Raw genomic sequence first — 20,151 nt, 5'->3', positions numbered from 1 at the left:
TGCGATGCTGCCGGGGGCGGGCTTGAGAGCCCGCCTTTTTTTCCGAATTCTCTAGCACAAGTTGGTTTGGAGGAGAGAAATCATGCAGAATGAACCCGCCTTAGGAACCGCAGCGGTCAGAAGAAGCGCTTTGTCCAAAAGCGTGAAGGATCATTTGGTGGCCTACAGCTTCATCGCCCCCAATTTTATCGGCTTTGCCGTGTTTACGCTGGTGCCGATGATTTATGCGTTTGTTCTCGCGTTCGTGAAATGGGACGGGGCCAACCCGATGGAGTACGTGGGGCTGCGGAATTTTGCCCGGCTGCTTCAGGACAGCACCTTCCACAAAGCTTTTTGGAACACCATTATTTATACGATCGGCGTCGTGCCGTTCACGATGGTATGCGCGCTGGCCTTGGCGCTGCTGCTGAATCAGAAGCTGCTGGGGCGCAACTTCATGCGGACCGTGTTCTTTTTCCCGTATGTTGCTTCGCTGGTCGCGGTCGCTGCTGTATGGAATTTCGTATTCAGCCCGACCCTGGGGCCGGTCAATAACATGTTACATGCCATCACCGGGATTCCGATCGAGGATTTGCCCCGTTGGGCCGCGGATAAAGACTGGGCGATGTTTACGGTCGTCCTGTTTACCGTATGGAAAAATATGGGTTATTATATGGTGATTTATTTGGCGGGGCTGCAGGGAGTGAATCCCGAGCTGTATGAAGCCGCCGAGCTGGACGGGGCCGGCCGCTGGAGAAGATTCCGCAACGTGACGATTCCTCAGCTTGCACCGACGACGTTCTTCGTGCTGATGATTCTGATCATCAACTCGTTTAAGGTGTACGACATCTTCATCAACCTGTTCGCCGGGGCCGATAACCAGTTGAACAATTCGACCCGGGTCCTTGTGTATCAAATTTACAACACCGCGTTCCGCTCACTGGATTACGGGTATGCCAGCGCCATGGCGATCGTGCTGTTCCTGCTCGTTCTGGGCATTACCTTGGTTCAGTTCCAGGGCGAGAAGAAGTACGGACAATAGGAGGAGGCAAAAATGACAGGAGCCAACAAACAAGTCAAAACCGTCGTTAAAATTTTTGCGTACCTGGTGCTCGCGGTGGTCGTTTTGTGCATGCTTGTTCCTTACGCGTGGATGCTGTCGTCCTCACTGAAACTGAATAAGGACGTCTTTTCGTTTCCGATGCAGTGGATCCCGGATGCTGCCCGCTGGCAGAATTATGTGGAGATCTGGACGCGGATTCCGCTCGGCCGCTTCATCTACAACACGGCCAAGCTGTCCGTTATCGTCACCGTGCTCCAATTGCTGACGTCCAGCTTTGCCGCCTATGCTTTCTCGAAGCTGCGTTTCAAAGGGAGAAACCTGTTGTTTCTCGGCTATATCGCGACGATCGCCATTCCATGGCAGGCCTATATGGTCCCGCAGTTTATCATGATGCGTTCCATGGGGCTGAACAATACCCATCTCGCGATTATTTTTCTGCAAGCCTTTTCGGCGTTTGGCGTCTTTCTGATGCGTCAGTTCTACCAGAGCATTCCCGATGAATTGTGCGAGGCGGCCCGCATCGACGGGTTAAGCGAATACGGAATCTGGGGAAAAATTATGCTTCCGCTCTCCAAGCCGGCCTTGTCCACGCTCACGATCTTCACGTTCGTGAATACGTGGAACGATTTTCTCGGACCGATGATTTATTTGACCAAGACGGAATTGAAAACGATCCAAATCGGACTGCGCATGTTCATCACGCAGTATTCCGCCGAATATGGCTTAATCATGGCGGCCAGTGTCGTCTCCATCATTCCGGTGCTGATCGTCTTCCTGGCGCTGCAGAAATATTTCGTGCAAGGCGTGGCGGCGAGCGGGATCAAGGGGTAAGATCAAGGGGAGAAGGAGTTGAGGAAATGAACGCGACAGTCGGCCACCCGCTCCAAACGCGGAGCGACATGGTGAACGCGTTAGAGCAGTTGGTGCGTCCGCTCCGGCCATTTTACAGCAAAGGCGGCGCCCGGCTGGCGCTGGGTGGGACCGGGGTGTCCTATCCGGCGGCCGTGGCGGAGATGGAAGGATTCTCCCGGGTGCTATGGGGATTGGTGCCCCTCCTAGCAGGCGGAGGCGCCCATGAGTTGTGGGATGTCGTCCTAAACGGCATTCGCTGCGGCACGAACCCGGAACATGAGGAATATTGGGGCGAGGTGGGCGACTATGATCAGCGGCTTGTCGAGATGGCGGTCTTCGGCTACGCGCTGGCGCTGATCCCGGAGCGGATCTGGGAACCGCTTCGCCCGGAAGAGCGCGACCGGCTGCACCGCTGGCTGAATCAAATCAACCGTCATCCTTGTTATGACTGCAATTGGCTGTTCTTTAACGTGCTGGTGAACGTGGGTTTTCGCAAAGCCGGCTTGCCCTATGATGCGGAGCAACTGGAGCGGAATTTGAACCGGCTGGACGCTTTCTACCTGGAAGACGGATGGTACAGCGACGGCATCGGGGGACACAGCGATTATTACGTACCGTTTGCCTTCCACTATTACGGGCTGCTCTATGCGCGTATGATGGAAGAAGAGGACCCGGAACGTTCGCGAACCTATAAGGAGCGCGCCGCGGCATTCGCCGGCGATTTCCTTCACTGGTTCGCGCCGGACGGCGCGGCCCTGCCGTACGGGCGCAGCCTGGCGTACCGCTTCGCCCAATCCGCCTTCTGGAGCGCCCTTGCTTACGCCGGCGTCGACGTGCTTCCGGCCGGCGTGCTGAAAGGGCTGGTGCTGCGCAACCTACGCTGGTGGTTAGACCGGCCGATTCGGAGTTCCGACGGGCTCCTCACGGTCGGTTACACTTATCCGAATCTGGTCATGGCGGAGAACTACAATTCGCCGGGCTCGCCGTATTGGGCGCTTAAAGCGTTCCTGCCGTTGGCCTTGCCGGAGGCGCATCCGTTCTGGACGGCGGAGGAGCTGCCGCTGCCGGAGCTTCCGCCGCTGTCGATCCAGCGCTCGGCCCATCTCGTGCTGGCCCGCGATCCGGCGTCCGGCCATGTGGCGGCCTTCAACACCGGCCATCGCGGCACGAACGAACATACCCATACCTCGGCCAAATACGAGAAGTTCGTTTATTCCACCGGGTTCGGGTTCAGCGTCCCGCGCGGGGAATGGGGCTTGGCCCAAGGCGCGTTCGACTCCATGCTCGCGCTCAGCGAACGCGAGGACAACCTGTACCGGGTCAGACGCCGCAACCTTGAGACGTCGATCCGGGATAACGTGCTGCATGCGTTATGGAAGCCTTGGCCCGACGTGGAGGTGAGCACCTGGATCGTTACGGGACTCCCCTGGCATGTACGGATTCACCGGGTTGCAACCGGGCGTCCGCTTGATGCTGCGGAGGGCGGGTTTGCCCTGGGGATGGAGACGGAGCTGACGGAACGGACGGAAGCGGGCCGGGCGGCGGCCGGGGCGGCAAGCCCTTATGGTGCAAGCGGGGTGCTGAACCTGCTGGGCTATCGGACGGCCGAACTGATCCGCCCGAATGCCAATACCAACGTGCTGCATCCGCGCACCGTCCTGCCGACGCTTCAGACTTCCCTGGAGCCGGGAGTTCATCTGCTGGCGGCGGCCGTTTACGGCGACCCGTCGCCGGGGGCAGCTTGGGAGCCGGTGACGCCCGAATCGCTGGGCGTTGTGATCGGGGAGCGGGCAATCGTCTTGCAGACATGCCGAGGGAACGAAATCCGCATGGAACTAGGGTAGTTGATGCCGCATCGCGCTGCGGCGGAAGGAGGAGAACAGATGAACGAGCATGAAGAATGGGAGAAGCTGGCCGAAGGCCTGTCCCCCTTGAAGGCGGACGATTATTACCGGGGCGGCGACGGGGCCGCGTTCTGGAAATCGCTGCGCGAGGCTTCGGCCGCACAGGCCGAGATAGCGGCGATCCGGGCCGAGGGGGAGAGGCTGCTCACCTCCCCGGCGGAGGAATTGACCTATTCGCTGTTTTCCTTGTTTGCGGTGCGGGGGTCGCGGCTGGAGTACGAACGGGTTTATTTTGAAAAACGGCGGCGTCTTAACACCTTCGCCTTTCTGTCGCTGCTCGAACCGGAATCGGAGGCGTACGAAGCGGCGCTGTGGGAGGCGATCTGGGCGATATGCAGCGAGTTCACCTGGTGCCTGCCCGCACACGTGGACGGAAAGCGTCCGGTCTCGGAAACGATCGACCTGTTCGCGGCGGAGACGGGGTTTGCGCTGGCCGAGTCGTCCCTGCTGTTCGCCGGGCGTCTGCCGGAGCTGCTGCGCGTGCGGGTCGCCGAGCTGGTTGAGGAGCGGCTGTTCCGTCCTTTTCTTGAGCAAGGTCCGTACCATTGGGAGGAGCTGACGAACAACTGGTCGGCCGTTTGCGCCGGCTCGATCGGTTCGGCTGCGCTGCTGCTGATGCAAGAGGGACAGGAGCATGTCCGGCTGGCCCAAATTCTGGAGAAAACCGAGCGCAGCATGACCTTCTATTTGCAAGGCTTCGGCGAGGACGGCGCTTGTCCGGAAGGGCTGGGGTACTGGAATTACGGGTTTGGCTATTTCGTTTATTATGCCGACCTGCTGCTTACGCGAAGCCGGGGCCAGCGGGATTGGTTCCGCGAGGACAAGGTGCGGCGAATCGCCGGCTTCCAGCAAAAAGCCTTTATGGGCGGCCGGCTGGTCGCCAACTTCTCCGACACGCAGCCGTACGGAAGCGTCCACCCCGGGCTGTCGCATTACCTTGCGGAGCGGTACGCGGAGGTGGAAGCACCGCCCGCCGCGCTCCATGCGGACTACCGCGAGGATCATTGCAGCCGCTGGGCGCCGGCGCTGCGCAACCTGATCTGGCGGGACCGGGCTGCGTCTCGGGCGGCGGAGTGGAGCGACGGCGACTTTGTGTTCGAAGACGCCGCCTGGCTGATCTCGCGATTCACCGCCGCGGGGAGAACGTTTGGTTTTGCCGCGAAGGGCGGACATAACGGCGAATCGCATAACCACAACGACCTGGGCCATTTCATGCTGGCGGGCGGGGGAGAGTTTTTCTTGTCCGATCTCGGGTGCGGGGAATATACGCGGGATTATTTTGGCGAGGCCAGGTATACGTATGACTGTAACGGTTCGCAAGGGCATTCCGTCCCGATCATCGATGGCCGCTTGCAGCAGGCGGGCAGGGAGAGAACCGCTTCGGTGTTCCGGTGCGAGACGTCGGAGGAAGCGTGCGGTTTGGAACTGGAGATGTCCGGGGCTTATGGAGACGACAATCTGCTTTCCTTCAAGAGAAAGTGGGATTGGAACAAAACGGACCTGCCCAGCCTATCGCTCCGGGACGACTTCAGGTTTGCGGAAGCGCCGGGAAGCCTGACGGAGCGGTTGGTAAGCCCGATTCGGCCGGAGGTTGCCGGCTTGGGGCTGCTGCGTTGGTCCGGCGGCGATGCGCTGGATGCGCTGACGCTGGAGCTGCATTACGATCCGCAGCGGCTGGACTTCGAGGTTGCGGAACGGACCTACCGGGATCATTACGGGAACGACACGGTCTGGTACGCGCTGGATTTCCGGGTGCGGCAGCCGGAGGCCGGGGTTGAGCTGGAGTTTCTTTTTCAATTCGTCACGCATGAGAAGTAGGGGATGGAGGAGCGAAGTCATATGGAGAACGGAAGGGCATGGGTAGATGAAGCCTGGGTGAAGTCGCTGGATAAAACGCTGCGGAATGCGGCCAGAATCGGCTCCGGATTTCCGCACGCCAGTAAGGGCGGGGTTTATGAGCTGGCCGAGCCGGCCTGGTGGACGGCGGGATTCTGGCCGGGGCTGCTGTGGCTGCTGTACGAGGGAAGCGGCAAGGAGGAGCTGAAGGCGCTGGCGCAAGCCTGCGAGACCCGGCTGGACGCGGTGCTGGACGGCTATGTGCGGCTGGATCACGATCTGGGATTTATGTGGACGTTGACCAGCATTGCTTCCTATAAGCTGACAGAGAGCGGCGACTCGCGGATTCGCGCGCTGAAGGCCGCAAACTATTTGGCGGCGCGTTTCAATCTGAAGGGGTGTTATATTCGGGCCTGGAATCCGTGGAAGGACGGGGAGCGGAACGAAGGGTGGGCGATCATCGATTGCTGCATGAACCTGCCGCTATTATTCTGGGCGTCCCGCGAGAGCGGCGATCCCCGTTTCGCCCATGTGGCCGAAGCGCATCTCGATACGGTGCTCGAGCAGTTTGTCCGCGAAGACGGCTCGGTTTATCATATCGTGGTCTTTGACCCGGCCACGGGCGAGGTGGTTGGGCCGCAAGGCGGCCAAGGTTACGCGCCGGAATCGGCGTGGTCGCGCGGCGCGGCCTGGGCGATTTACGGCTTGACGCTGGGCTACCACCACACCGGCAAGCGGGAGTATCTGTCCGCCGCGCAGCGGGTGGCGGACTTCTTCCTGAGCCAGCTGCCGGAAGACGAGGTGCCGGCTTGGGATTTCCGCGCGCCGGAAGCGCTGCGCGATCTGCGGGACTCGTCCGCCGGAGCCTGCGCGGCCAGCGGGCTGCTGCTGCTGGCGGAGAAGCTCGGCGGCACAGACGGGGCTGCGGGCACGACCGCGAACGCGGCGAAGTACCGCGAGGGCGGCGAACGCATCCTGAAGTCGCTGTACGATTATTACGGCGCCTGGGACGATCCGGCCGAAGAAGGCCTGATCCTGCACGGGACCAGCAACTACCCGCAGGGGACCAACATCGACGTGCCGCTGATTTACGGCGACTATTTCTTCGTGGAAGGCCTCGCCCGCTTGAAGGTCGGCAGGCCGTCGTATTGGGAATAACGAGCGGAGGCGGGAAATTGAAGCGAAGGCTCTGATCCAGGGATAGGATCAGGGCTTTTTGTCATGCATCTAAAGCCCGGAAGCATAGGTTGCTTTGTATTCCGAAGGCGTCATTTTCATATAAAACCTGAACCATTTGGAGAAGTAACTGACATGCTGGTAACCCGACTCCAGTGCGGCTTCCAGAACGTTGTATGTCCCTGTGCGCAGCAATCCCGCGGCTTTATTAATCCGGATGAAATTTACATATTCCATCGGCCGCATCCCCGTCTGCGTTTTGAAAAAGGTGCAAAAATGGGAGCGGCTCAGCGATACTACGGCTGCCAGTTGGTCCAGCTCGAGCTTCTCGTGGGAGTGCTCCTCCATATAAGCCAATACCCGCTTGATTTGCTCATTCTCTTCCCGTCTGCGGCGATTTCCGGGAGAATCGCTTTGTTCCAGCAATCCGTGCCGGCAAATATCCGCAATCAGTAACAGCAGATGGCCTTTCAGACTCAATTCGTAGGCAGGCGACCGCTCTTCAAAGCGGATCAGAAGCCGCCGTACAGATTCCAGCAATTCGGAGGGCGTCCCCCGGGAAGCGGACAACAAGGCGGGGAGCCGGTCTGTTCCTTGAAGGAGCGGTCCGAGGAAGAGCTCCTGGATCCGGTCGTTTTGCTGCGAAGAGAGCCAGGATAATTTGAACACGATGGAGTAATAACAGACTCCGGCATCATGATTGTTGATCCCCGAATGAAGCTCGCCGGGGTGAACGATGAGCGCATCTCCCGGGCCAAGGGCATACTCCCGGTTTTCAAGGCGAAACAGGGCGGTTCCCTGAGCCAAATAGATGATTTCCATCTCATTATGCCAATGGATGGGGAGAATGGAAGGAACCCCGGCAGGGTGTTCTACCCGATAAATGTCGAGCGGAAACTCGGGGACTCCGTGCCGCTTGTGTTCCCGGTAACGATGTTCGTACATGGCGCCTCCTGGAAATCGTAATATTGTGATAGAAATTCCGGATTATCTGCTAGATAACAGAGAAATGCAACAATATCATTATATTAGATGAAAATCAGAAGGAAAGGTTGCGGTGATTCTGAAGTTAACGCAGTGGCAGGCCGAAAGCAACGGCATTAGGTTGAATACGACGAATGGAATCATGCGAATCGATTTTTGCACGCCGGGGATCGCCAGAATTCGCTATACGCTGGATCCGGAGTTTACCGGGAAACAGAGCCTGATGGTTGTGGAACGCGCGGGGAGAGGACAGGTGCCATTTACGACGAAGGACTCGCCGGGTTATCTGGAAATCTCAACAGAACAGCTTACGGTCCGAGTGGACAAATCGACTTGCGCCTTCAGTTATTGGGATGCACACGGCAGATTGCTGGCGAAGGAACCGGCCCGAGGCGGTAAAACGCTTGAACGCATCGACGTCTACCGAACGGTCTTCGACGCTTTCTCAGGCGAAGTCGAAACGGATCGCGGGGCGGACGGGTTCCGGGCGCGGGCAGAAGGAAGGAACCGCATCATCGACAGGTCGGCTTATCATACCAAGCTTGAGTTCGAATGGCAGGCTGATGAGGCGTTGTACGGGCTTGGTTCGCATGAAGAGGGGATGATGAATCTTCGAGGCCGGCATCAATATTTATATCAGCAAAATATGAAAGCGGTTGTCCCGGTTCTTTTATCGACAAGGGGGTATGGAATCTTAGTGGACAGCTACTCGCTGATGAGCTTTCACGACGATTCGTTTGGGTCGTATATTTGGACCGATGTTGACGATGAAATGGATTACTATGTGATCTACGGCCCGGAGTTCGATCAGATTGTCGCAGGGGTTCGCGAGTTGACGGGGGAGGCGCCGATGCTGCCGAAATGGGCGTATGGCTATATTCAATCGAAGGAGCGTTACATTTCTCAAGCGGAGCTGATCGATACCGTACAGGAATATCGTCAACGCGGGTTGCCGATCGATGGCATCGTATTGGACTGGCAATCATGGACGGGCGAATTATGGGGGCAAAAGACGCTGGATCCGCAGCGCTTTCCGGCTCCTTCGGATATGATGGACCAATTGCATGCGCTGAACGCCAAGCTGATGGTGTCGATTTGGCCGATCATGAAAGAAGGCGGCGACAATCATCGGGAGATGAGCGAGCAGGGATATCTGCTGGGGAACCAGGCTACTTATGATGCCTTCTCGGATGAAGCTCGGCGATTGTATTGGAAGCAAGCTTATACCGGCCTGTTCTCCCATGGGATAGACGCTTGGTGGTGCGACTGCACCGAGCCGTTCGAAGCGGATTGGAAAGGCGCGGTCAAGCCGGAGCCCGAACAGCGCATGCGGATGAATACGGACGAAGCGAAGCTTTATCTCGATCCCGAATATCTCAATGCTTACTCGTTGCTGCATTCCAAAGGCATTTATGAAGGACAACGCTCCGTCACCGATCGTAAACGAGTGGTGAATTTGACGCGTTCCGCTTATGGCGGTCAACATCGTTACGGGACGATTACTTGGTCGGGAGATACTTCCGCCAATTGGGAGACGCTTCGAAAGCAGATTGCGGATGGCCTTAACTTTTGCGCGACGGGGTCTCCATACTGGACGTTGGATATCGGAGCGTTTTTCGTCCGCAACCAGGAGAACCTCTGGTTCTGGAACGGTGATTACAACGAAGGGGTTGCCGATCTGGGGTATCGCGAGTTGTATGTCCGCTGGTTTCAATTCGGCGCTTTCCTGCCGATGTTCCGCTCCCATGGGACGGATACGCCCAGGGAAATTTGGCGATTCGGCGAACCGGGCGAACCTTTCTACGATGCACTGGTCAAATATTTGAAGCTTCGCTACAGGCTGCTGCCCTACATTTACTCCCTTGCCGGGGCGGTCGCGCATCGCAGCTATACGATGCTTCGGGCACTTGCCTTCGACTACCGCGAGGATCGGAGCGTGCACGATATCGATGACCAGTTTATGTTCGGCCCTGCATTTCTGGTTGCACCCGTCACTACGGCGATGTATTATGGACCCGATTCTTGCGAGCTTCATGGCGTCGGCAAATCCCGGAGCGTCTACCTGCCGGGAGGGAACTGCTGGTACGATTATTGGACTGACGAACGATACGAAGGCGGCCAAACGCTGGAAGCGAAAGCCGACTTGGAAACGCTTCCGCTCTTTGTCCGCGCCGGCTCTATCGTTCCCCTGGGGCCGGACGTGCAATTCGCGGAGGAGCAGCCGGACGCGATCCTTCGTCTGAAAGTGTATCCCGGCCAAGATGGCGCATTCACGCTTTATGAAGATGAAGGGGACGCCTATGATTATGAGACCGGGGCCTATTCCTTGATAGAGCTAAGCTGGAGCGAAACGAACCGCACGCTGACGATAGGGGAGCGGACCGGCAGCTACGCAGGGATGCCCGGGCACAGATCATTCGCCGTGGAGATTGCCGGGAAGTCCGGTTCAAGGATCGTTTCCTACCCGGGAGCCCGAGTTGTCGTCAAGGAAGAAGAAATAGAACTGCATGGGAGGAATGATGAGTTATGAGAAAACAAGGATTCAACCCCTACCTTCCGTCCTGGGAATACGTCCCGGACGGGGAGCCGCATGTATTCGGCGACAGAGTGTATGTCTATGGATCGCATGACCGGTTTAATGGACACGTGTTTTGCTTAAACGACTATGTAGGCTGGTCGGCCCCCGTGGGGGACCTGAGCGACTGGCGGTATGAAGGCGTGATCTACAAGAAAACCGATGACCCGCTTAATCCGGACGGCCGGATGTGCCTGTATGCGCCGGACGTCACCGCCGGCCCGGACGGGCGATATTATCTCTATTATGTTCTGGATAAGGTTTCCGTTGTTTCGGTCGCCGTCTGCGACACGCCTGCCGGCCAATATGAGTTTTACGGGTATGTCAGATATGCCGACGGTCAGCGGCTCGGCGAACGGGAAGGCGATGAACCCCAGTTTGATCCCGGCGTGTTGACGGAAGGCGAGCGGACCTACCTGTATACCGGCTTCTGTGCGGCGGGGGATCGAACAAGACACGGGGCAATGGCAACGGTGCTTGGACCGGACATGCTCACGATTGTGGAGGAACCGGTATTTGTCGCGCCGAGCGAGCCTTACAGCAAGGGCACCGGATTTGAAGGACATGAATTCTTTGAGGCGTCTTCGATCCGCAAAAAAGGGGATACCTATTACTTTGTGTACTCTTCCATTGCGATGCATGAGTTGTGTTATGCGACGAGCCAATCTCCGACGAAAGATTTCGTCTACCAGGGCGTGGTCGTCAGCAATAACGATCTGCATATCGATGCTTACAAACCGGCGGAGAAGCCGATGTATTACGGCGGTAATAACCACGGCGGCATCGAGCAGATCAACGGGAAGTGGTACGTTTTTTACCACCGTCACACCCATGGTACGGCATTTTGCCGGCAGGGCTGCATAGAGCCGATTTCCTTTCGGGAAGACGGAACGATCTTACAGGCGGAGATGACTTCATGCGGTCCGAATGGAGGGCCGCTTGCAGGTCGGGGGGAATATCCCGCGTACCTGGCATGTAATCTGTTTTGCAAAGACGAGGCTTTGTATACGGGCGGTTTCGGTGCAGGGGCATGGATGGACAGCCGCTTTCCGAAGATTACCCAGGACGGGAAAGACGGGGATGAAGAAATCGGATATATCGCCAATATGACGGATTCCGCCACGGCCGGGTTCAAGTATTTCGATTGCCAGGGCATCGTGAAGGTGAAAATCAAGGTGCGGGGATATTGCCAAGGTGACTTCGAAATCAAGACGGCTTGGGACGGTCCGGCACTCGGGAAGATCCCGGTTCACTTTACGAATATCTGGACCGAGTACTCCGCGGACCTCTCCATCCCCGACGGGATCCAGGCGTTGTATTTTACTTATAAGGGCGCGGGGAGCGCAAGCTTAGCCTCCTTTACACTGGAATAAAACGGACCTAACCCTCTAAGAGACTCCTTTTCGCAAACGGAAAGGAGTCTCTTTGTATCCGATCATCGAAAGTGGATATTAAAAAATGACAACGCTTTCTTAAGAATGTTGGCTTACGCCGCTCCGCTTCCAAAGGGTAACCTATATACAAGGGAGGGACACTTATGGATGTAGATACACGATTGGCAGGACCTGCCGGAATAGCAAAGAAGAGTTCTCAGTTTTGGAAGCGGTTTAAAAAGCAAAAGGTGCTGCATCTTTTCGTTGGACTCGGCATGATCTTCTTGCTGATCTTCTCCTATACGCCGATGTTCGGCATTATCATGGCGTTCAAGGACTATTCCATATCCACGGGCATCAAAGGCATCTTCACCAGCGAATGGGTAGGCCTTCAACATTTCAACGAGTTCGTGACCGACTATCAGTTTGGAACCATTGTGAGGAACACGCTAGTCATGAGCTTCTTGAAAGTCATCTTTTCCTTTCCGGCTCCGATCCTCTTGGCTATCTTGCTGAACGAAGCGAAAAATCTTAGATTCAAACGGGTGGTCCAAACGGTAAGCTATTTGCCGCACTTCATCTCGTGGGTGGTGGTTGTCGGCATCGCTTTTTCCTTGCTCTCTACGGATATCGGAATGGTCAACAAGGTGCTCATGTCCCTTGGGATGATTGACAAGCCGCTGGATATCCTGACGAATCCGAACTATTTCTGGGGATTGGCGGTCACAAGCGCCGTTTGGAAGGAGATGGGCTGGTGGACGATCATCTTCCTGGCCGCGATCGCGGGCATCAACCCGGCGCTCTATGAAGCTGCGCAAATTGATGGCGCCGGAAGGCTGGCGCGCATTCGCCATATCACCTTCCCAGGTATGAAAGGAACGATCGTGGTCGTGCTCATCCTCACGATCGGAAGTATTCTGGGCGGAGGTTTGGTCGGCTCCAATTTTGAACAGGCTTATCTGTTCGGAAACAGTATTAACAATGCTACATCCGAAATCGTACAAACCTATGCATTTAAGGTTGGGCTTAGGGATGGCCGGTTCTCCTATGCCGCAGCCATTGATTTGATCCAATCCGTCATCTCGGTCGTTCTGATCTTCTCCAGTAACTTCATCGCTAAACGAACGTCCGGATCAAGTCTATTCTAGGAAAGGAGAGGTCGGCATTGACTCTGAGCCAAAGACAAAAGGACCGGATCATGGATACCGTGGTCACCCTCATCTTATTGATCATCATGCTGTCCATGCTTTATCCGTTCTATTACGTTCTGATCCTTTCATTCAACAAGGGGACCGATTCGCTGCTGGGGGGGATTTATCTTTGGCCCCGAACCTTCACGTTGGAGAACTATTCCCAATTCTTGAGTGATCCGCATTGGTATCAGGCTTTTCTGGTGACGATCGCGAGAACGATCTCGGGCACCGTACTGGGCGTACTCTTCACTTGCCTTGTGGCGTACGGCTTGTCCCATCGAGATCTTCTCCTCCATAAAGTGTATTTCACGGTTATCATCTTCGCCATGTATTTCTCCGGCGGTCTGATCCCGTATTACGTGGTGCTGCGCTCGATCGGGCTGCTCAATTCGTTTGGCGTATATATCATTCCGTCCATGTTAAGCACCTTCTTTCTGCTCATTGCCATCTCGTTCTTCCGCGAAATTCCCGGAGAGCTTAAAGAGTCGGCCCATATCGATGGAGCGAATGAGTTCGTGATTTTCTACCGGATTATTTTGCCCGTGTCGAAGCCGCTCATCGCCACCGTCGCGCTGTTTATGGGGGTCGGTCAATGGAACTCCTGGCTGGACTCCGCGTACTTCGTCCAATCGGAGAATTTGCGGACGCTTGCTTTCCGAATGATGGAGGTTATCAATAAAAGCAATGCGCCGATGGACGCGATCGCCGTGGCAAACAGTGCGTCGGCAGGCGTCACCAGTTACTCCCTGCAGGTCGCAGCCATGGTGATCTCCATCGCGCCGATCGTGTGCGTATACCCGTTCCTGCAGAGGTTTTTTATTCAAGGCATCATGTTGGGTTCTGTTAAGGGTTGACGATTCACTTGATATTAAAGCGTTAGGCTTTAATATATATTACAAGCTTGGAGGGGTGTTATATGAAGAAGAACAGGGGCAAGAAAACCGCGCTTGTATCGCTGGCCGTCGTATTGGTCATGACGTTGTTGTCTGCATGCGGCAAGGAGAACAGCAGCCAACCCGAGAACGCTTCGACCAATACATCGTCATCATCGGCGAATCCCGGAGAAGTCAAGGAACTTTCGTTGTTCATTGACGCATCCTGGTATCCGGTCAAGGAATGGAAGGGGCCGGTGGCGGAGAAAATCACGGAAAAAACGGGGGTCAAGCTAAAAGTAACCGTCGCAACGGACGACAAGCAACTTCCGCTGATGATTTCTTCCGGCGATCTCCCGGATCTTGTCTTTACCTATTCCCAGATCGATCGGATGTCGGATTCCAAACTGTCTTATCCCTGGAACGAGCTGATCGAGCAATATGCGCCGGATTTCAAAATCGATGATACCCGCATTGCCATCCATACGATGGACGACGGGAATTTCTATACCGTGCGAAATTCTTTTGCAACGCAGGAAGAAATGGCTCAGAACAAATACGCGATCGGCAGTGACGGAAATCCAGGGATTGCCGTTCGGGAAGACATCATGAAGGAGTTGGGCAATCCGCCGCTTGCATCGGTGGAGGATTTCGCCAAAATCCTGGGCATGGTCAAGGAGAAGTACCCCGACATGGTGCCTATGATTATGGACAAAGACTGGATCGAGCAGTATTTCCTGCAGCAGTTTGGTGTCGAGGCGCTGTTGGACGGCTGGTATGAGCGGGACGGAAAAGTGGATTATGCGATCAGACAGCCGGAGATGCTGGATTTCTTCAAATTTATGAACAGCCTGTATCTTAACGGATATGTTCTGGCCGAAAATTATGCCTATACGAACGATCAGATCGATGATCAATACGCCTTGAACGGAAAGGCATTCGCCCACAGTCATACCGTCAGCGTAGGGGATACGGATAATATCAAGGCCAAAAGCAGCGGTAAACCTTACACGTTCAAAATGCTGCCAAGCGCTTTGTCGGATCGCACCAAAATCGTCAGCACGGGACTTGGGTTTGCAGGCACTTTTATTACAAAGAAAAACAAAGATCCGGAGGCGTCGATCAAATTCTTGCAATATTTGGCCAGCGACGAAGGCAAGAAGTTGACCATGTTCGGCGTTGAGGGTGAGCATTGGACCTGGAATGAAGAAGGATACCCGAATCTGAAGTACGACCCGTCGGACGCCGATTTTATCAACAGTAACGGCATCAAGTGGTGGTATTTGTACAATGACGGCGTGATGGAAGGATTGCAGGGATATGTTCCCGGCACGCAAAAGACCCAGGCGTTAATGGAACGGAAAGCCGTCACGATCTACAAGCCGGCGATCGGGTTGATTCAAACGCAGCCGGATTCCAAAGAGAAGACCATCAAAACCAAGATAGACGAAATGGTTAAGAATGAAAAAGTGAAGATTTATCTCGCCAATTCCGAAGAGGAAGCCGTGGCCAATTACGAGAAGATGATTAAGAATGCCGAAGCGATGGGCCTTCAGGAGCTGGTTGATTGGGCGAACGGGATTTATCAGCAGAAGAAAGATTTGTTTAAATAACAGAGAACTTTCGGTAGGGACCCTTGGGGTCTCTATCGAACTTTTATCTGCTGCGCGCTTCTTCCTGAAATGGATGGCTCATGGTAAGGTAACTAACATACAGCTCCACAGCTTGAAGGGAGAATTGTGCCATGAGCATCATGCGAAAGATCCTCTTCGGTTATGTCGTTTTGATCTTCATTCCGGTCATCGCCTTCGGCTATCACTACTATTCGCAGATCTACAGCAACTTGACGAAGCAGTTCGTTGAAAGCCGGCAAAAAATACTGGAGCAAGCTTACGGGAATCTCAAAACGGACTTTGCCCGGATCCAATCCGTACAACGGATGCTCCAATACAGCCCCTATGTCACGGATTATCTGGATGGGGCCTATCCGTCCGATGCCGAAAGCGTATACGTGTTTCTTCGCTATATCCGGCCGTTGTATACCCAGCTGTTTTTTGCCCATCCGGAAATCAAATCGCTTGTGATTTATAAACTGAAGAACAATGTTTTTTCCATTTCGGATCATTTTGTGGATCGGTCGCGACTAGACCCGAAGATGGAGGCGGTCGTCCGAGACTTGAAACCCGGCAAGGGCGCATGGGTTTTTGCGGATTCCAGCTCCTCGGAGTTAGTTTATTATCAATATTTATACAACAGTCAGTATACGGAGCAAATCGGACTCCTTGAGATGCGGGTCAGTGACCGCTTAATCGCAAATTTCTATCAGGCGGCAGGGGTTGAAGGGAACTGGAGGGCGATCCTGCTCTCCGAGGAGGGCAAGCCGCGGATCGCGAATGGGATGGGCATGGAACTGGATGAGAAGACGTTGCAGCATTGGCATGCGGAGAGCCAGCCGTTCTTCATCAACCGGAAGACCATTGTGAATCAACTGGAAATCAAAGAGCTTGGGATGAGTCTGCTGATCACCGGGGAGGTTCGCAACGTCTTCCACTCCATCAAACAGAGAGAAGTCGTGCTGGTGACGATCATCGTCTTGTTGCTTCTCGTTTTGTCGATTGTGTATTATGTCCTGGCCTCGACCATCACCAAGCGCATTCTGAGATTGGCCAGACATATGCGCACCTTAAACGACGATAATCTGAAGCAGCGCATGATCAAGTCTGATAAGTTAAACCCGAAAGATGAAATCGGTTTCTTGACAGAGACTTACAATTCGATGCTCGAGCGGATGGATGAGCTGATTAATAATGTCCATCGCGCCGAGTTAAGAAATAAAGAAGCCGCCTATAAAGTGCTGCAAGCTCAAATCAAACCGCATTTTCTCTACAATACGCTCGAAACGATCCGAATGATTGCCGAATCCAACAACGACAAGGAGGTCGCCGACATTTCCTTCTGGTTCGGGAGGCTGATGCGCTACAGTTTATTGTCCGAGCAGGATGTAACCGTTCTGGCGAAAGAGATCGAGATGGTCACCTTCTATCTCAACATTCATCAAATGCGGCTTCAGAGCAGGCTCACCTATGAGATGGAGATCGCTGTCAACGCGGAGATCCTCGAGTGCCCCCGGTTTATTTTACAGCCGCTGATCGAAAATTGCGTAGTCCACGGGGCTTCGGCCATTCTGCGTCCGGTGCACATTCGCCTTCAGGCCATCGAAAACGATCAGGAGATACGGATCGTTCTTCAAGACAACGGGAAGGGGATTCCTGCGGAGAAGCTCGCGACCTTACAATCCCGGCTTCTGGGTCATCACGTGGCCAAAGAGGCGGAAACCGAAGGCGGGGTAGGGCTCATGAACGTAAACGAAAGAATCAAGTCTTTCTTCGGCGGTGATTCAAGGCTTGAGATTGCCAGTGAGCCGGAGAAGGGGACGAGGCTTTGCATCTTCATCACCAAAAAGATGGGGGTTCACGATGAGAGTGTTGACTGTTGACGATGAACCGTTAATTCTGAGCGGATTGGTCAAGATCATCCGGGAAGCGGCACCTGCCGGAACCGAGGTTCGTGAAGCGCTGAACGCTTATGAGGCGCTCGAGTTGATGAAGGACTATATGCCGGATGTCACCATCACGGACCTGAATATGCCCGAGAAGAACGGATTCGAGCTCATTGAGGAAGCCCGGCAGGGCGGATGCTGCGATCGATTCATCATTTTAACGGGGTACGACGAATTTGAATATGTACGTAAAGCGCTGCGTTGCGGGGTGGTTGACTACCTGCTCAAGCCGATCGACAAGAATGAAATCGCCTCGCTGCTTGAGCGGGTCCGGGGAGAGCTGCCGAACGAGGCCGATTCGGAGTACCCTTGCCATGTCAAACGCATCCTTGCGTACATGGAGACCCACTTCAGGAAAGATCTTTCGCTGGATCATCTTGCCGATCGGATGAACCTTCATCCGAATTATATCAGCAGCTTGTTTAAGAAAGAGACCGGCCGTACCTTCGTGAATTATCTGAACATGCTGCGAATTCAGGAGGCTCGGAAATTGCTGGTGGCCAAGCGCGAACTTCCCGTTAGCGCTATAGGGCAGCAGGTCGGCTACGACAACAAGCATTACTTTACGAAGGTGTTCAAGAAATATACGGGCACTACGCCGGGCGCTTATCGAAATGGCGAGAACAACTTGGCTATCGAAGAGGGGATGGAATCGTGAACTGGATAGACCACACATTCGGCGATATGATCGCGCGCTACGTGAGGGAGGAGCACACGGGGCATGTGGGGCTGGTCTTATTGCCTAAGTCGACGGTGTCGCAGGCAGTTCCTAAGAAATTCAAGGTAGATCCTTTAGTGCAGCTCAAATTGATCGGGGATGCGTATCCCGGCGGATTTGCGCACGGCCATTCCATGCGCAACAGCGGGACGACGGATGCGCTGTCCTTTGAAGCGATTCGTGAAGTCGAACGCGCTGACGGCCTGACGGTTGTAACCGCCTGGCGCAGTCCGAATTCCTGCAGGATCGAACATCATTTGATCGGGTATGCGGGATATCATGCCGTAGAGTCCTATACGGTTATCCGGAATGAAAGCGAACTTCCCGTTACCTTGGAAATGCTCTCCTCCTTCTCTATGACGGGGCTTACCCCGTATACAGAAGAGGATGCGCCCGACACGCTGATTCTTCACCGGATTCTAAGCTCGTGGTCTGCGGAAGGACGCCTGGTGTCCACCCCCATCGAGGATTTGAATCTTGAACCGGCTTGGGCGCCGTTTGGCACACGCTGCCTGCGGTTTGGGCAAATCGGTTCCATGCCGGTACGGGGATATTTCCCGGCTGCATTTCTCGAAGACACCTGTGCGGGCGTGACCTGGGGGGTTCAGCTCGCTCACCCCGCTTCTTGGCAGATTGAGATCGGAAGAAGGGATAACGCCTTATCCCTGTCAGGCGGGTTGGCGGACAGGGAATTTGGCCACTGGACCAAAACGCTGGGGCCTGGGGAAGAATTTCAAACCCCCAGCGCCTATCTCACCACCGCGGTAGGCCATGTGGATCGTGCCGCAGAACGATTAACCGGGATTCAGGCGCGGGCTCTCCGGCACGTTCCGGCGGTGGAAGAGGATTTGCCGATTCTTTTTAATGAGTATTGTACAACCTGGGGTTCCCCGTCAGCGGCCAATCTTCACGAAATTGCCGAGCGGCTGAAGCACAAGGGGATTCGTTATCTGGTAATTGATAGCGGTTGGTATAAGCAAGAAGGGACGAACTGGTTCAACAGTATGGGCGATTGGGAAGTCAGCCTGAATGATTTTCCCGAAGGACTGAAGCCCACCCTGGAACATATTCGACAATGCGGGATGATTCCCGGGATCTGGTTTGAGATGGAGGTATGCGGCGTGGAATCCGCGGCGTTCCATTGGGTCGACCATCTGCTCAAGCGGGATGGATTGCCGATTACAAGCGGCGGACGGCGGTTTTGGGACTTCCGGGATCCTTTTGTCGTTGATTATTTGAAGGAGAAAGTGATTGGTTTCATTAAAAATCATGAATTCGGCTATCTGAAAGTGGACTACAACGATAATCTGGGCATCGGATGCGATGGCGCGGAATCGCTTGGCGAAGGATTGCGCCAGCAGATGCAAGCGGTCCAGGACTTTTTTCGGTTGATTCAGCGCGAAGTGCCCGATCTCGTCATCGAAAATTGCGCCTCCGGCGGACACCGGTTGGAGCCTTCCATGGTGGGACTTACCAGCATGTCGTCTTTCTCGGACGCGCATGAATGCGAGGAAATTCCCATTCTGGCCGCCAATATGCATCGGGTGATCTTGCCGAGGCAAAGTCAGATTTGGGCCGTACTGAGGAGGGATGACTCCCTGCAGCGGCTGGTGTACTCTCTGGCCGGCACGATGCTCGGCAGAATGTGTTTATCCGGCGACATTCATGAGTTAAGTGAAGAACAGTGGAACAAGGTAGATGAGGCGATTGCCTTCTATAAGCGGGTGTCTCCGATCATTAAGGAAGGCACGACGCAACGGTTCGGACCTTCGGTGCACAGCTACCGCCATCCCGTAGGGTGGCAAGGGATCGTGCGCGCATCCCTGGACGAAGCCCGGGTGATGGCGGTTGTACACACGTTTGGAGGCGACACTCCGGAGGAGATCCGGCTGCCGCTTCCTGCATCCGGGCGCTATCAAATCACGCAGGTCTTCTCGGATGGCCATGCGGAGGTCCAAGTGGAAGACGGGATCATCTCCTGCCGTATGAATCAACCGTTTTCTGCCGTATGCCTGCTTCTCGCGAAGGGGGAAGTTCGGCACACGATAAGTTGAATGGAGGCGATGG

The 20,151-nt window shown here is 55.1% G+C and carries 14 protein-coding genes; 13 read left to right on the top strand and 1 reads right to left on the bottom strand.

All coding sequences use genetic code 11. From position 1 onward, the window contains the following. The first annotated feature begins 82 nt into the window (after positions 1-82). Genes BN3795_RS23120 through BN3795_RS23100 form a run of 5 tightly spaced genes read left to right on the top strand, consistent with a single transcriptional unit; the run spans position 83 to position 6,792 of the window. Entirely contained in the window at positions 83-1,021 is a 939-nt protein-coding gene (locus BN3795_RS23120) for a carbohydrate ABC transporter permease (RefSeq protein WP_068787020.1), read from the top strand. Between the two features lie 12 nt (positions 1,022-1,033). Next, positions 1,034-1,873: a carbohydrate ABC transporter permease gene (locus tag BN3795_RS23115; protein WP_068787019.1), complete on the top strand. Its 840-nt coding sequence runs from the start codon at positions 1,034-1,036 to the stop codon at positions 1,871-1,873. Between the two features lie 26 nt (positions 1,874-1,899). Then, on the top strand, positions 1,900-3,738 hold the full coding sequence (locus BN3795_RS23110; protein WP_068787018.1) for a DUF2264 domain-containing protein: 1,839 nt from the start codon (positions 1,900-1,902) through the stop codon (positions 3,736-3,738). Positions 3,739-3,777: 39 nt separating this feature from the next. Next, on the top strand, positions 3,778-5,616 hold the full coding sequence (locus BN3795_RS23105) for a heparinase II/III family protein (RefSeq protein WP_068787017.1): 1,839 nt from the start codon (positions 3,778-3,780) through the stop codon (positions 5,614-5,616). A gap of 21 nt (positions 5,617-5,637) precedes the next feature. Beyond that, positions 5,638-6,792, top strand: coding sequence for a glycoside hydrolase family 88 protein (locus BN3795_RS23100; protein ID WP_068787016.1), 1,155 nt, complete (start codon positions 5,638-5,640; stop codon positions 6,790-6,792). Between the two features lie 69 nt (positions 6,793-6,861). On the opposite strand, the gene BN3795_RS23095 is transcribed toward BN3795_RS23100, so the two are convergent. Beyond that, positions 6,862-7,755, bottom strand: coding sequence for an AraC family transcriptional regulator (locus tag BN3795_RS23095; protein WP_068787015.1), 894 nt, complete (start codon positions 7,753-7,755; stop codon positions 6,862-6,864). Between the two features lie 112 nt (positions 7,756-7,867). Between BN3795_RS23095 and BN3795_RS23090 the strand changes: the two genes are divergently transcribed. From BN3795_RS23090 to BN3795_RS23055, 8 genes are all read left to right on the top strand, one after another. After that, complete coding sequence (locus tag BN3795_RS23090) at positions 7,868-10,324, top strand: glycoside hydrolase family 31 protein (protein ID WP_232730021.1); 2,457 nt, start codon at positions 7,868-7,870, stop codon at positions 10,322-10,324. Next, entirely contained in the window at positions 10,321-11,742 is a 1,422-nt protein-coding gene (locus BN3795_RS23085) for a family 43 glycosylhydrolase (RefSeq protein WP_068787014.1), read from the top strand. Before BN3795_RS23090 ends, BN3795_RS23085 begins: the two co-directional genes overlap by 4 nt. A 164-nt stretch (positions 11,743-11,906) precedes the next feature. After that, on the top strand, positions 11,907-12,890 hold the full coding sequence (locus BN3795_RS23080) for an ABC transporter permease (protein ID WP_068787013.1): 984 nt from the start codon (positions 11,907-11,909) through the stop codon (positions 12,888-12,890). A 17-nt stretch (positions 12,891-12,907) separates the two neighbouring features. Beyond that, positions 12,908-13,789, top strand: coding sequence for a carbohydrate ABC transporter permease (locus tag BN3795_RS23075; RefSeq protein WP_110945332.1), 882 nt, complete (start codon positions 12,908-12,910; stop codon positions 13,787-13,789). 62 nt (positions 13,790-13,851) lie between these two features. Then, on the top strand, positions 13,852-15,420 hold the full coding sequence (locus BN3795_RS23070; RefSeq protein ID WP_068787012.1) for an extracellular solute-binding protein: 1,569 nt from the start codon (positions 13,852-13,854) through the stop codon (positions 15,418-15,420). 131 nt (positions 15,421-15,551) lie between these two features. After that, positions 15,552-17,303: a sensor histidine kinase gene (locus tag BN3795_RS23065; protein WP_068787011.1), complete on the top strand. Its 1,752-nt coding sequence runs from the start codon at positions 15,552-15,554 to the stop codon at positions 17,301-17,303. Then, positions 17,284-18,024, top strand: a complete 741-nt coding sequence (locus BN3795_RS23060; RefSeq protein WP_068787010.1) for a response regulator transcription factor — start codon at positions 17,284-17,286, stop codon at positions 18,022-18,024. Before BN3795_RS23065 ends, BN3795_RS23060 begins: the two co-directional genes overlap by 20 nt. Beyond that, positions 18,021-20,138, top strand: a complete 2,118-nt coding sequence (locus tag BN3795_RS23055) for a glycoside hydrolase family 36 protein (RefSeq protein ID WP_198524811.1) — start codon at positions 18,021-18,023, stop codon at positions 20,136-20,138. Before BN3795_RS23060 ends, BN3795_RS23055 begins: the two co-directional genes overlap by 4 nt. The last annotated feature ends 13 nt before the right edge of the window (positions 20,139-20,151 follow it).

Origin of the sequence: Paenibacillus phocaeensis (assembly GCF_900021165.1) — a bacterium.
Taxonomy (GTDB): domain Bacteria; phylum Bacillota; class Bacilli; order Paenibacillales; family Paenibacillaceae; genus Fontibacillus; species Fontibacillus phocaensis.
This window is presented reverse-complemented; position numbering and strand designations above follow the sequence as displayed.

Coding starts and splice junctions, on each gene's coding strand:
- BN3795_RS23120 (WP_068787020.1), top strand. CDS start 83: ATGCAGAATGAACCCGCCTTAGGAACCGCAGCGGTCAGAAGAAGCGCT.
- BN3795_RS23115 (WP_068787019.1), top strand. CDS start 1,034: ATGACAGGAGCCAACAAACAAGTCAAAACCGTCGTTAAAATTTTTGCG.
- BN3795_RS23110 (WP_068787018.1), top strand. CDS start 1,900: ATGAACGCGACAGTCGGCCACCCGCTCCAAACGCGGAGCGACATGGTG.
- BN3795_RS23105 (WP_068787017.1), top strand. CDS start 3,778: ATGAACGAGCATGAAGAATGGGAGAAGCTGGCCGAAGGCCTGTCCCCC.
- BN3795_RS23100 (WP_068787016.1), top strand. CDS start 5,638: ATGGAGAACGGAAGGGCATGGGTAGATGAAGCCTGGGTGAAGTCGCTG.
- BN3795_RS23095 (WP_068787015.1), bottom strand. CDS start 7,755: ATGTACGAACATCGTTACCGGGAACACAAGCGGCACGGAGTCCCCGAG.
- BN3795_RS23085 (WP_068787014.1), top strand. CDS start 10,321: ATGAGAAAACAAGGATTCAACCCCTACCTTCCGTCCTGGGAATACGTC.
- BN3795_RS23080 (WP_068787013.1), top strand. CDS start 11,907: ATGGATGTAGATACACGATTGGCAGGACCTGCCGGAATAGCAAAGAAG.
- BN3795_RS23070 (WP_068787012.1), top strand. CDS start 13,852: ATGAAGAAGAACAGGGGCAAGAAAACCGCGCTTGTATCGCTGGCCGTC.
- BN3795_RS23065 (WP_068787011.1), top strand. CDS start 15,552: ATGAGCATCATGCGAAAGATCCTCTTCGGTTATGTCGTTTTGATCTTC.
- BN3795_RS23060 (WP_068787010.1), top strand. CDS start 17,284: ATGAGAGTGTTGACTGTTGACGATGAACCGTTAATTCTGAGCGGATTG.